Consider the following 12,709-nt stretch of genomic DNA (forward strand, 5'->3'; position numbering starts at 1 on the left):
ATCGCCGGGGGTATCGGCAGCGGTCGTCACCGTGCCGAAATGTCCGGGTAAGAGATGAGTTACTTACTCGCCGGTAGGAACGCGATCTCCAGGGAAGGACATCCTTGGAGGGTCACACAATGCGGATCGACACGGACGTGGTTCCCAACTACCCCCTGAGCTGGCAGGCCCGCGCGCTCACCGGCCTGATGTGGAGCACTGTCAAACCGGTCTCCAGCCTGCTCATGCGCCATCCGCTCGCCCTGGCGGGCGCCGCGCGGCTGGGCGAGCTCGGACGGGTGGTGCGGGTGCCGTGTCCCGAGCACGTCGTGGTGGAGGCCGCCGCGTTCTCGGCGTGCGGCGGCGAATGGGTGCGCGCCGGGCGGGAGCTCGACGAGCGCAAGGCGGTGCTCTACTTCCACGGGGGCGGCTACTTCTCATGCTCGCCGCGTACGCACCGGTCCATCACCTGGCGGCTGTCGGCGGCGGCCAGGCGTCCGGTCCTCGCGCTCGACTACCGCCAGGGGCCCGTGCACAAGCTGGCCGACTCGCTCGCCGACGCGCTCGACGCCTACGACTGCGTGCTGCGCCAGGGGTACGCGGCCGAGGACGTCGTGCTGGCGGGCGACTCCGCCGGTGGCCACCTGACGCTCGCGACCCTGCTGGCGCTGCGCGACGCGGGCCGGCCGCTGCCCGCAGCGGCGATCTGCCTGTCGCCGTGGGCCGACCTCACCGACATCCCGCGCCGCGAGAACCGCTGGCAGGACCCGATGCTGCCGGCCGGGCGGGTACGCTGGCTGGCCCGCTGGTGGACCTCGGGCCTCGACCCGTGGGACCCGCTGGTCTCGCCGGTGCACGGCGACTTCACCGGGCTGCCGCCGCTGATGATCGTGACCGGCTCGACGGAGGTGCTGCGCGACGAGGCGCACAGGGTGGCCGCGCGGGCGCGGGAGGCGGGCGTGCCGGTGCGGTACGAGGAATGGCCTCGGATGCCGCACGTCTTCCCGATCCTGGCCGACGTGCTGCCGGAGGCGCGCCAGGCGTTCCGGCACATGTCGCGCTTCCTGGGGGAGGTGGCAGGAGCGGGGTCCGCCGCGGGTGACACGGCGGCGGCCTGAATTTTTGCCTGTCCCATTTGTGGGCAAAGGCATACGCTGAGAAATGAGGGCAGTGTAAGGTTAGGTATACCTAACTTGCTCAGGGGGACTGCTCATGCCGGAGAACCACGTTGACCACCATCGGGGGGTCGTCCAGCGCACCGAGCGCATCTCGCGCCACATGGTGCGGCTCGTCGTCGGTGGTGACGGGCTTTCCGGCTTCTCGACGAACGGGTATACGGACCACTACGTCAAGCTCGTGTTCCCGTACGAAGGGGTCGACTATCCCCGGCCGTTCAGCATGAAGATCTGCCGCGAGACGATGCCGCGGCAGCTCTGGCCCAGGCTGCGCACCTACACCGTGCGCGCGTGGGACCCCGACGCCCTTGAGCTGACGCTCGACTTCGTCGTGCACGGTGACGAGGGCCTGGCGGGCCCCTGGGCGGCGCAGGCCGCGCCCGGCGACGAGGTGATCATGCTGGGCCCCGGCGGCGGCTACGCGCCCGACCCCCGGGCGGATTGGCACCTGTTGGTGGGTGACGAGAGCGCGCTGCCGGCCATCGCCGCCTCGCTCGAAGCGCTGCCAGAAGACGCTCTTGCGCACGTGTTCGTGGAGGTCGACTCCCCTGAGGACGAGCTGAAGCTGGAGACCTCCGCAGACGCCCGCATCACCTGGCTCTACCGGGGCGACCGGCCGGTGGGCGAGAAGCTCGTCGCCGCCGTGCGCGCGCTCGGCTTCCCCGAGGGTGACGTGCACGCGTTCGTGCACGGCGAGGCCGGGTTCGTGAAGGAGCTGCGCCGCTTCCTGCGGCTGGAGCGGGGGATCGGCCTCGATCGGCTGTCCATCTCCGGCTACTGGCGGGCGGGCGTGGACGACGAGGCGTGGCGCGCGGTCAAGCGCGACTGGAACCGCCAGGTGGAGGCCGAGGAGGCCGCGGCGATCGCGTCCTGACCAGCGTTCGGCGCCGGAAAAGGGCAGCGCCAGAAGGGCAGCGCCGGAAGGGCAGCGCCGGAAGGGCAGCGCCGGAGCAGGGCCGGAGCAGGGCCGGAGCAGGGCAGGGCCGGAAGGGGCGTGGCCACCCTGAGGGCATAGCGCCACTTCGGACCGCTATGTCACTTCATTCACTCACCTAGAAGGTACGACCGCCTTACCTTCAATACCCCTTGTGTAAGGCATGCGGAAAGCATCCGCGGATGCCGCCACAGTGTGCTCTGGCAGGACACTGATCAGGGAAGGCGGTCCGGATGACGCGTGGTGCGAGCGGCATGCCTCCCGGCGTGCGGCCGCTTACGGTGGGGGACCCGGTCATCATCGGCCGTTATCTGCTGCTCGGCCGGCTCGGCGCCGGCGGGATGGGCGTCGTCTACCTCGCCGAGCACCCGCAGGGCGGCCTGGTCGCACTCAAGACCCCGCATCCGGTGCATCTCAACGATGCCACGTTACGCGCCCGGTTCGCGGAAGAAGTCGCATACTCCCGCAGATTGGTGCCCTTCTGTACGGCCGCCGTCATCGAGGACGGCGCCGACAGGGACCGCCCGTACCTCGTCACCGAGTACATCCCCGGCCCCGCGCTCTCCCAGGTCGTCACGGCCGGCGGCGCGCTCACGCCCGACCTGGCCTACGGCGTCGCGCTCGGCGCCGCCGCCGCGCTGGTGGCCGTGCACGAGGCCGGGCTGGTGCACCGCGACCTCAAACCCGCGAACGTGCTGCTGTCGCCCGACGGGCCGCGCGTCATCGACTTCGGCATCGCCCGCGACGTGGACGTCTCCGCCGCGCACACTCAGGCGGGACAGGTCATGGGCAGTCCGGGATGGGTGGCGCCCGAGCGGCTGACCGGCGGGCCCGCGCTGCCCGCGTCCGACGTCTTCGCCTGGGGCTGTCTGGTGGCCTACGCCGCCACCGGGCACCACCCTTTCGGCAGCGGCGACGACGACGTGCTCACCCGGCGCATCCTGTTCGAGCCGCCGCGCCTGGACGGCGTGCCCGCGCCGCTCCGGCCCACCGTCGCGGCCGCCCTGGCCAAGGACCCTGCCGAGCGGCCCCTGGCCGCCGCCCTGCTGCGTGCGCTGCTCGCGGCGGGCGGCGTCGGCGATTCGTGGAACCCGCGGCAGGCGGTGTCCGAGGTGCTGGCCAGGATCTGGACCCCGGTGCCGCACCCGGCAGCGGCCGGTCCCGGCCACACGGCCGGGCTCGCACGTACCCCGGAAGCGGCCACCGCCGATGTGGACCGTTCCCGTGCGGCCGAGCGCGGCCGGCGGGCCCGGCAGACCGCGCATCTCGGGCACGCGGGCTTCGCCGCGCTGGCCACCGTCTCCATCGCGGCGCTCACCGTGATCGCCGCGGCCGGCGGCGGTGACGGGACGGGCGGCGAGGGCGGCGCGCTGCCGCCCGCCGACCCGCCCGCCGTCGTGGAGACGTCCGGCAGCGCGCACTCGACCATCCGGCCCACCGCCTCGGCCTGGCGTGGCCTGCCGGTGGTGCGCCCGGCGACGACGGCTCCGCCGCCGGGCACGTCCACGGTGGTCGTCACGGAGACCATGACGAAGGAGCCGGTCAGGACACTCGCACCGCCGTCCCGCAGCACGTTCACGACTCCCCGTACCCCGCCGCGCACCTTCGGCCCGGACGGCAGGGACGGCGATCGCGGCCGGGGGCGCGGCGACGACGAGCCGGAGACCTGCGCGTGGCCCGGCGGCCATCGGACGCGGCCGGGGAACCGCCCGATCAGGCGTCCGGTGCAGCGCCGCGCCTGCCCCATCCCGTCGGCCTCGATCAGCGGCATCCCGCAGGAGGGCCCAGGGGAGCCGGGAGAGCCCTCACCGGCGCCCTCGCAGAGCCCGGCCACGGGCGACCCCACACCGTCGGGACGCTGAAGGGCCGCGCCGGTGCTGGGGGAAACCGGCGCGGCCCGTTCGCCGGGGAACACTCCCATGCCCTGGAGGCGTCCGGCGAGCCTTGATCGAGGTCAGTGTGCGAACTGCTCCTCTTCCGTCGAGCCCTTGAGCGCCGTCGTCGAGGAGTCGGGCGCCACGGCGGTGCTGACCAGGTCGAAGTAGCCGGTGCCGACCTCGCGCTGGTGCCGTGTGGCGGTATAGCCGCGCGCCTCGGCCGCGAACTCGGCCTCCTGCAGCTCGACGTACGCGCTCATGCCGTCGGTCGCGTACGCGTGTGCCAGGTCGAACATGCCGTAGTTCAGCGAGTGGAACCCGGCCAGCGTGATGAACTGGAACTTGTATCCCATGTGCCCCAGCTCGCGCTGGAACTTGGCGATGGTGGAGTCGTCGAGGTGCGCCTTCCAGTTGAACGACGGTGAGCAGTTGTAGGCGAGCATCTTGTCCGGGTACTCGGCCTTGATCGCCTCGGCGAACGCGCGGGCCACGTCGAGGTCGGGCGTGCCGGTCTCCATCCAGAGCAGGTCGGCGTACGGCGCGTACGCCAGGCCGCGCGCCACGCACGCCTCCAGCCCGTTCCTGACCCGGTAGAAGCCCTCGGCGGTGCGCTCGCCGGTGACGAACGGCTGGTCGCGCGGGTCTACGTCGCTGGTCAGCAGGGTCGCGGCCTGTGCGTCGGTCCGCGCGATGACCAGGGTGGGCACGCCCGCGACGTCGGCGGCGAGCCGGGCGGCGTTGAGCGTCTTGATGTGCTGGCCGGTCGGGATGAGCACCTTGCCGCCGAGGTGGCCGCACTTCTTCTCGGAGGCGAGCTGGTCCTCCCAGTGCACGCCCGCGGCGCCGGCCGCGATCATCGCCTTCATCAGCTCGAACGCGTTGAGCACGCCGCCGAAGCCGGCCTCGGCGTCGGCCACGATGGGCGCCAGCCAGTGCGGCGCGTCGTCCGCGCCCTCGGCCCAGGTGATCTGGTCGGCCCGCAGCAGCGCGTTGTTGATGCGGCGCACGACCGCCGGCACGGAGTTCGCCGGGTAGAGGCTCTGGTCGGGATAGGTGTGCCCGCTCAGGTTCGCGTCGGCGGCGACCTGCCAGCCGGACAGGTAGATGGCCTTCAGGCCGGCCCGCACCTGCTGCACGGCCTGGTTGCCGGTCAGCGCGCCGAGGCTGTTGACGTAGTCCTCGGTCTGCAGGAGGCTCCACAGCCGCTCGGCGCCGAGCCGGGCCAGCGTGTGCTCCTCCTGGACGCTCCCACGCAACCTGATCACGTCCTCGGCGCTGTAGGTGCGCTCGACGCCCTCCCAGCGAGGGTGGTTCTCCCATTCGTCCCGCAGCTGCTCGGCAGCTCCCTTGAGGCGATCGTTCACCGTTCACTCCTTCGGTCGTCCCCTGGGGCTCACGCCGAAGTCTCTGCCCTGGCAACCATGGTCAAATAGGGCATCGAGCTGAGAAGATGCGCTGATTTTTCGTGTTCATGCATTACTTGCTGGTATTCAAGTGTGAAGAAATCGCGAGTTTTACCTTTGGCCTAGACCAATCCCGCGGGCGGTGGGCGGTCGCGGCCCAGCGTCGCTCTGTGGGGCGCTGCTTCTAGAAAATGCCCGGAATTTCTGTCTAAGATTCCGGCATGGCGTCCGTGCTGAGCGAAGAACCGCTGTCTTTGACGCAAGAGCTCGATCTGATCGCGTTCGGACAGCGGCTGCGCCACCTGCGCAAACAGCGCGGCCTCACGCTGTCCGACCTCGGCGCGCGCGTCGGCCGGGCCCCGAGCCAGCTCTCCCTGCTGGAGAACGGCAAGCGCGAGCCGAAACTCTCCCTGCTCAAGTCACTGGCGAACGCCCTGGGCGTACCCATCGAAGAGCTGCTGCGCCGGCAGCCGCCCAGCCGCCGCGCCCAGCTGGAGATCGCGCTGGAGGAGGCGCAGCGCGACCCCATCTACGCCGGTCTCGGCCTGCCCAGGCTCAAGGTCTCCGCCCGTGTCCCCAACGACGTGCTCGAACACATCCTCGGCCTGTACGGCGAGCTGCGCGCCCGCCAGGCCAGGGGCACCGCCACGCCGGAGGAGGCCAGGGCCGCCAACGCCGAGCTGCGCCGCCGCCAGCGCGAGGTGGGCAACTACTTCCCGGAGATCGAGAAGGCGGCGGCCGAGGCCCTGGAGGCGGTCGGCTACCGTACCGGCGCGCTCTCGCAGAGCATGATCCAGAGCCTGGTCACGCACTTCGGCTACACCGTGCATACCGCGCAGGACCTGCCGCGCTCGGTGCGCTCCATCACCGACCTGCGCCACCGCCGCATCTACGTCAAGCACGAGCAGCTCGGCATGCACACCCCGCGCACGATCCTGCTCCAGACGCTCGGCCACCTCGCGCTCGGCCACGACAAGCCCCGCGACTTCGCCGACTTCCTGCGCCAGCGCACCGAGGCCAACTACTTCGCCGCCGCCATCCTCGTGCCGGAGAAGGCCGCCGCGCTCTACCTCCAGGAGGCCAAGGCCGACCGCGCGCTGTCGGTGGAGGACCTGCGCGACGTCTTCGCCGTCTCGTACGAGATGGCCGCACACCGCTTCACCAACCTCGCCACCCACCACCTCGGCCTGGTCTGCCACTTCGTGCGCAACGACGCGGGCGGCATCATCTACAAGGCGTACGAGAACGACGGCATCGTCTTCCCCGCCGACGAGCAGGGCGCCATCGAGGGCCAGCGGATGTGCCTGCAGTGGTCGGGGCGTCAGGTGTTCGCCTCACCCGACCGGTTCTCCGTCTACTACCAGTACTCCGACTCGCCCACCGGCACCTACTTCTGCGTGGCCCACGTCGACCCGTCGCGCGAGCGGGACTTCGCGATCACGCTGGGGGTGCCGTACAAGGAGTCGCGCTGGTTCCGCGGGCGCGAGACGACCAACCGCACCCGCTCCAACTGCCCCAACGGCGACTGCTGCCGCCGCCCGCCCGCCGAGCTGGCCGAACGCTGGGAGGGCTACGCCTGGCCGTCGGCGCGCGCCAACAGCCACGTGCTGGCCGCGCTGCCGCCCGGATCGTTCCCCGGCGTGGACGAGGCCGACGTCTACACGTTCCTGGAACGGCACGCGGCCGACGCCTGAGCAGGCCTGGAACGGCGGCCTCCGCCCTTGAAGGTCACTCGGCCGATGCCTGAAGCCGTGCTCAGCCGCGCCCGGTGATCCGCGACCACCACGACGACGCCTGCTCCACCGCCCGGTCGAAGCGGTAGTACAGGCGCGGCGGCACGTGCGGCAGCACCGGCGAGTGCCGCTGCCCGAGCAGCGCGAGCAGCTGGTCGGGCGGCAGGTGGACGTAGCGCGGCAGGTTCTCGTACCAGCGGGCGCTGTAGCGCGCCGCCTTCTGGGCGCGCCGGATCGTACGCTGCCGGCCCCGCTCGTAGCTCGCCAGCGCCGACGGCAGGTCCCGCTCGGTGGTGAGCGCGTGCACCAGGTAGGCCGCGTCGCCGAGCGCGAGCGCCGTGCCCGCGCCGATCGAGTAGTGGGTGGTGTGCGCGGCGTCGCCCATCAGCACGACGTTGCCGTGGTACCAGCGCTCGTTGGTCACCGTGCGGAAGTTCAGCCAGCGGGCGCTCTCGCCGGCGTCGTCGCGGCCGATCAGCGGATGGCCGTCGAGGATGTCGGCGAACAGCTTCTCCAGCATGGCGAGGCCGTCGGCGTCGGTGGCCTCGTGCAGGCCCAGCCCCTCCCACGTCTCCGGTGAGCACTCGATGACGCAGGTGCTGTGGCCGGGGTCGTATCCGTAGCCGTAGCACCAGATCCAGCCGTACGGGGTGTCGGCGAAGGAGAACGTGAACGGGCCGAACGCCTTGGTCGTGCCCAGCCACAGGTAGGCGTTGCGGCCGGCCGTGACGGCGGTGCCGAAGTGTCCGGCGTGCCGCTCGCGCAGCCCGCTGTTGACGCCGTCGCAGGCCACGATGAGGTCGCAGTCGGCCAGCTCCTCCTCGCCGGAGATCTCACGGCCGTACTCGATGTCCACGCCGAGCGAGCGTGCCCGGTCGGCGAGGATGGCGAGCAGCACGCTGCGGCCGATGCCGAAGCCGCCGTCCCAGTGGCTGATCCGGGCGGGCGGCTGGTCGCCGACGCGGGCCACCCAGGTCTTCCAGCGCACCGAGGCGTCGCGGATGGCGTGCGCGGACTCCGGGTCGATGGCGCGCAGGTTGGCGTACAGCTCGTCCCAGTACGTCACGCCCCATCCGTACGTCGAGCCCTCGGGATAGCGCTCGTAGACCGTGACCTCGCACGCCGGATCGGTGCGCTTCAGCAGCGACGCGAAGTAGAGACCGGCGGGACCGCCGCCGACGCACGCGACCTTCACCCCAAACCCCCGATGTGACGCAATGACAGCAGGACGTTACAGAGGGTAACAGAGCGTGGCGCGGTGGCCGGTGGGAGGGTCCGCGCTCACGCCGGGTCGCCGTCGAGCATCTCGTGCAGCCAGGCGCGCTCGGCGCGGCTGGTCGCCCGCGCGATGACGAGCATGCCGCGCCGGTAGGGATCGCTCATGTCGGCGGCGCGCAGCGGGCGGTCGCCGTCGTGGAAGAAGCTCGCCGGCTGCTCCAGGAAGGCGAGGCGGCGGCGGAGCACGGCCGCGCGCTCGCCCGGGTCGGGCAGGAGGGACAGGAAGGCCAGGATCGTGAAGAAGCGGCTGCCGTCGGTGATGTCGTGCTCGGCCGGCTCGCGCAGGCGGCGCAGCAGCTCGTCGCGGCCGGCCGCGGTGAGCGTGAGCGTCTGGCGCCGGGCCGCCGCCGCGCCCGGCTCGTCGCGGCGGTCGAGGAGGCCGGCCTTGACCAGGCGGTTGATCGCCGGATAGAGGCTCCCGTCGCTGACCGGGCGGGCGTGGCCGGACAGTGCGGCGACCTTGCGGCGCAGCTCGTAGCCGTGCAGCGGCCCTTCGGCCAGGAATCCCAGTATCGCCAGCTCCAGCACGCTGCTATCGTGCCACATCGAAACGAGGTATATCGAATCGAGGTATAAGCCGTGATCTACACCGAGGAGTGGGTGACGCAGCGGGCGCGCGAGGCGTACGAGCGGGGGCGGGCGGGTTTCGACGTCCACGCGGAACGGTCGGCGCTGCTGCTGCGGCACCACCGCCAGGCAGGCGTACGAGCGGGGCTACCGGGTGGTCTTCGGCTCCGACGTCACCGCCACCGACGACGAGTCACGTCAGGAGCCTGAGCTGGCCGTGCTGCGCAAGGGGTTCGCGCTGGTGCTGACGGCCGGCGAGATCGCCGGCCGGCTCTCCGGGCGGCATCTCTGATCGGCACTCTGGGCGGCCCTTTGAGCGGCCCCTCCGGGCGGCTCGGTCAGAGCGCCAGGTCGACGCGGTAACGGCTCAGCCAGTGGTGGAGCTGGACGAACCGCTCCAGCGCCGCCCGCGTCTCCGGCGAGGCGGGCTCCTCGACGGTCGCGCGGGCCTTGTCCCAGTCGACCAGCCGCGCCGCGGGGGAGTCGGCGATGTCGAGCAGCTCGCGGGCCCGCTCGCGCAGCCCCTCGTCGTACGCGGGATCCTGCGTGGCCGGATACGGGCTCTTGACCCGCTGCAGGATGCTCTCCGGCAGCAGGTCCGCAGACGCCGCCCTGAGCAGGCTCTTCTCCCGCCCGTCGAAGGTCTTCAGCGACCACGGCGCGTTGAACACGTACTCGACCAGGCGGTGGTCGCAGAACGGCACCCGCACCTCCAGGCCGTTCGCCATGCTCATCCGGTCCTTCCTGTCCAGCAGGACCTGCACGAACCGGGTCAGATGCAGATAGCCGATCTCCCGCATGCGCCGCTCGTGCCCGCTCTCGCCCGGCAGGTGCGGCACCTCGGCCAGCGCCTCGCGGTAGCGCTCTTCCCGGTAGCCGGACAGGTCGAGCTGCCGCTGCAGATCGTCGTGGAACAGGCGCTCCGCGCCCGCGTGCGCGGACAAGGCCGGACTGGCCAGCCACGGGAACATCTCGGCCGACACCGTCTCCGGGTCGTGAAACCACCGGTAGCCGCCGAACACCTCATCGGCCGACTCGCCGGACAGCGCCACCGTCGAGTGCTCCCTGATCGCCTTGAACAGCAGGTAGAGCGAGGTGTCCATGTCGCCGATGCCCATCGGCAGGTCGCGCGCCCGCAGCACGGCCGCGCGCACCTCACGGTCCATCAGCGCGGCCGAGTCGAGCACGATGTCGCTGTGGTCGGCCCCGGCGAAGCGGGCCAGCTCGTGCACGTACGGCGTGTCGGGCGTGGAACGGGTGAGGTCGGGCTTGAAGTTCTCGGTGTACCCGGCGAAGTCCACCGAGAACGAGCGCACGGTGCCGAGACCCTGCTCGCGCAGCAGCCTGGCCGCCAGCGAAGTGATCATGCTGGAGTCGAGGCCGCCCGACAGCAGCGCGCACAGCGGCACGTCGCTGATGAGCTGCCTGGCCACGATGTCGTCCAGCAGCTCGCGCACGGTCTTCACGGTCGTGGCCACGTCGTCAGAGTGCTCGCGGGATTCGAGTCGCCAATAGCGGCGCTTGACCAGGCCGTCCCTGTCCACCAGGACGATCTGACCGGGGCGGACCTCGTACAGGCCGGACAGCACGCCGTGCTCCGGCGTCTTGACGAACGCCAGCAGCTCGCGCAGCCCCTCCAGATCCAGCACGCGGCTCGCCAGCGGGTTGGCCAGCACGGCCTTGGGCTCGGAGCCGAACAGCACCCCGTGCTCGGTGGGGTAGTAGTAGAGCGGCTTGATGCCCATGCGGTCGCGCACCAGCAGCAGCCGCTCGGCGCGGGGGTCCCAGATCGCGAACGCGTACATGCCGTTGAGGTGCTCGGCCAGGTCCTCGCCCCATTCGAGGTAGGAGCGCAGCAGGACCTCGGTGTCGCTGCGGGTGCGGAAGACGTGGCCGCGGCTCGACAGCTCGGCGCGCAGCTCCTCGAAGTTGTAGATCTCGCCGCTGTAGGTCAGCACGGCGAGCTCGCGGCCCTCCTCCTCGGCCACCATCGGCTGCCGCCCGCCCGCCAGGTCGATGATGGCCAGCCTGCGGTGCCCGATCGCGGCGTGCGGGGCCAGCCACAGCCCCTCGTCGTCGGGCCCCCGGCAGGCCATGGTGCCGGTCATCTCCTGCGCGGTCTGCCGCTCCCGCCGCAGGTCGCGCTCGAAGTCCACCCAGCCGGCGATGCCACACATGTTCGGTCCCCCGTCTCACCCCAGGCTCGGAATCGTGCCCGGTAACGGGTAGACCGTTGGGAAAAGGCGCGGCAAAGGTGGTCATCGCGGGCGGGCGATCACGCGGCAGCCCGCCGCCTGCACGTTGCAGAACGCCTTCCACCTGACCCGCTCGTCACCCGGCCAGGCCGGCGACAGCGCCAGCTCGCGGGTGAAGACCTGCAGGAACGTCCGCATCTGCACCATCGCGAGGCGGTCGCCCAGGCAGGTGTGCGCGCCGCCGCCGAACGGCATCCACCCGTAGCCGGCGGCCTGCCGTCGAGCCAGCGCTCGGGGCGGAACGCGGCCGGGTCGGGATAGAGCGCGGGGTCGTGGTGCAGCGTCCGCAGGTGCACGATGACCGTGGTGCCCGGGACCAGCACCCTGCCGCCCAGCTCGAACGGCCGTCTGACCGTACGGCCGAAGAACGTGACCGGCGGGCGCACCCGCAGCGCCTCGTACGTCACCGCGCTCGCGTACGCGTCGCCCTCGCCCCGCTCGCTCTCGCCGGTCACCCGGCGCAGCACCTCGGGGTGGCGCACCACCCGCTCGAACACCCAGGCAAGACCGTTCGCCGTGGTCGTACGCGCCCCCGCGATCATGCTCATCACCTGGTCGCGCACCACCGCGTCGGGCAGCGGCGCATCGTCGTCGTCGCGGGCCCGCAGCAGCGCGCCGAGCAGATCGCCGCCCTCGCCGCCGGTCTTGCGCCGCCGCTCGATCTCGGCGTGGATCAGCCGGTCGCACGCCTCCTTCGCCCGGTGGTAGCCGGGCCACCAGTCCAGCGCGCCCGCGTGCCGCAGCGCGTAGCGCACCGTGACCTCGTACGAGTCGGCCCGGCGCAGCAGCTCGCGCAGCGGCACCCGCCAGGCCCGCTGCCGCTCGGGGGAGAGGCCCACGATCAGCTCCAGCACGGCCTCGAGCAGCGCCCTGTGCAGCAGCGGGCGCAGCGGGAACGGCCTGCCGCGCGGGCACTTGGCGGCGGCCCGCAGCGCCAGCCGCTCCGTGGCCGCGCGCAGCCGCTCGTGCACCCGGTCGCGGACCACCGGCACCATGATCGAGCGGATCTCGCGATGCTCGTCGCCCTCCAGCCGCGCCAGCCCGCGCGGCCCTATCACCGGCTCGCGCATCCGGCCGGCCGGGCTCGCCGCCATCACGCCGTCGGGCGCCCGCATGACCGCTCTGACCAGCGCGGGATCGGACACCACCACGGCCCTGCCCAGGCCGGGGGCCCACAGGCCGAACATGCCTCCCGTACGGCGGAGCATGCTCTCCACGACGCCGTCGCCGGCCAGCAGCGCGGCAGGCAGCGCGCCGCTGCCCACCAGGGTTTCCCAGGGTCGGGGGGTACTGCGGCAGACCGTCACGAGAGAGTAACTTACCGTCATATGACATACGCGCAGCGTGATTCCCGAGACTCCGGTGGCCCCGCGCGGCCGTCGATCGCCATCATGCGTCCGCTCCGAGGTGGCCGGCGCAGGAGCGTCGCCATCAGGCGTCGGCCGCGCTCACTTGACGATCTCGCGAGCCGAGGTCCCTTCAGGGAGGGAGAAGAGGGCGACGGGACC

Annotated in this window: 9 protein-coding genes and 2 pseudogenes; 5 read left to right on the forward strand and 6 right to left on the reverse strand. The window is 71.8% G+C overall.

All coding sequences use genetic code 11. The features are described 5' to 3' along the window. Positions 1-119 precede the first annotated feature (119 nt). The 3 genes from ACFMQL_RS29695 to ACFMQL_RS29705 all read left to right on the forward strand — a co-directional run bounded on the left by ACFMQL_RS29695 (position 120) and on the right by ACFMQL_RS29705 (position 3,950). Positions 120-1,097, forward strand: coding sequence for an alpha/beta hydrolase (locus ACFMQL_RS29695; protein WP_378788063.1), 978 nt, complete (start codon positions 120-122; stop codon positions 1,095-1,097). Between the two features lie 94 nt (positions 1,098-1,191). Further along, positions 1,192-2,028, forward strand: a complete 837-nt coding sequence (locus ACFMQL_RS29700; protein WP_364053810.1) for a siderophore-interacting protein — start codon at positions 1,192-1,194, stop codon at positions 2,026-2,028. Positions 2,029-2,321: 293 nt separating this feature from the next. Beyond that, on the forward strand, positions 2,322-3,950 hold the full coding sequence (locus ACFMQL_RS29705; protein ID WP_378788065.1) for a protein kinase: 1,629 nt from the start codon (positions 2,322-2,324) through the stop codon (positions 3,948-3,950). 92 nt (positions 3,951-4,042) lie between these two features. On the opposite strand, the gene aceA is transcribed toward ACFMQL_RS29705, so the two are convergent. Further along, positions 4,043-5,329, reverse strand: a complete 1,287-nt coding sequence (gene aceA, locus ACFMQL_RS29710; protein ID WP_364053804.1) for an isocitrate lyase — start codon at positions 5,327-5,329, stop codon at positions 4,043-4,045. A 260-nt stretch (positions 5,330-5,589) separates the two neighbouring features. Here aceA and ACFMQL_RS29715 point away from each other — a divergent pair, with 260 nt between their 5' ends. After that, on the forward strand, positions 5,590-7,062 hold the full coding sequence (locus ACFMQL_RS29715; RefSeq protein ID WP_378788067.1) for a helix-turn-helix domain-containing protein: 1,473 nt from the start codon (positions 5,590-5,592) through the stop codon (positions 7,060-7,062). A 61-nt stretch (positions 7,063-7,123) separates the two neighbouring features. Here the strand turns inward: ACFMQL_RS29715 and ACFMQL_RS29720 are convergent, their stop codons facing one another. Then, a complete protein-coding gene (locus ACFMQL_RS29720) occupies positions 7,124-8,296 on the reverse strand; it encodes an FAD-dependent monooxygenase (RefSeq protein ID WP_364053801.1) in 1,173 nt (390 codons plus the stop codon). A gap of 86 nt (positions 8,297-8,382) precedes the next feature. Next, positions 8,383-8,925, reverse strand: coding sequence for a PadR family transcriptional regulator (locus tag ACFMQL_RS29725; protein WP_378788070.1), 543 nt, complete (start codon positions 8,923-8,925; stop codon positions 8,383-8,385). Positions 8,926-9,064: 139 nt separating this feature from the next. Here ACFMQL_RS29725 and ACFMQL_RS29730 point away from each other — a divergent pair. Then, positions 9,065-9,238 (forward strand): annotated as a pseudogene (locus ACFMQL_RS29730) (hypothetical protein); the annotation flags it as partial. Between the two features lie 46 nt (positions 9,239-9,284). Here the strand turns inward: ACFMQL_RS29730 and asnB are convergent. The 3 genes and pseudogenes from asnB to ACFMQL_RS29745 form a co-directional block, all read right to left on the reverse strand. Beyond that, positions 9,285-11,123 carry an asparagine synthase (glutamine-hydrolyzing) gene (gene asnB / locus ACFMQL_RS29735; RefSeq protein ID WP_378788072.1) on the reverse strand — a complete coding sequence of 613 codons (1,839 nt, stop codon included), beginning with the start codon at positions 11,121-11,123 and terminating at the stop codon, positions 9,285-9,287. An 81-nt stretch (positions 11,124-11,204) separates the two neighbouring features. Beyond that, the gene (locus ACFMQL_RS29740; RefSeq protein ID WP_378788074.1) at positions 11,205-11,396 is read right to left on the reverse strand and encodes a cytochrome P450; all 192 of its coding nucleotides are present in this window, start codon (positions 11,394-11,396) and stop codon (positions 11,205-11,207) included. Positions 11,397-11,428: 32 nt separating this feature from the next. Then, a pseudogene (locus ACFMQL_RS29745) lies at positions 11,429-12,529 on the reverse strand (cytochrome P450); the annotation flags it as partial. Between the last annotated feature and the right edge of the window lie 180 nt (positions 12,530-12,709).

Origin of the sequence: Nonomuraea fastidiosa (genome assembly GCF_042751225.1) — a bacterium.
In the GTDB taxonomy this organism is placed as follows: domain Bacteria; phylum Actinomycetota; class Actinomycetes; order Streptosporangiales; family Streptosporangiaceae; genus Nonomuraea; species Nonomuraea fastidiosa.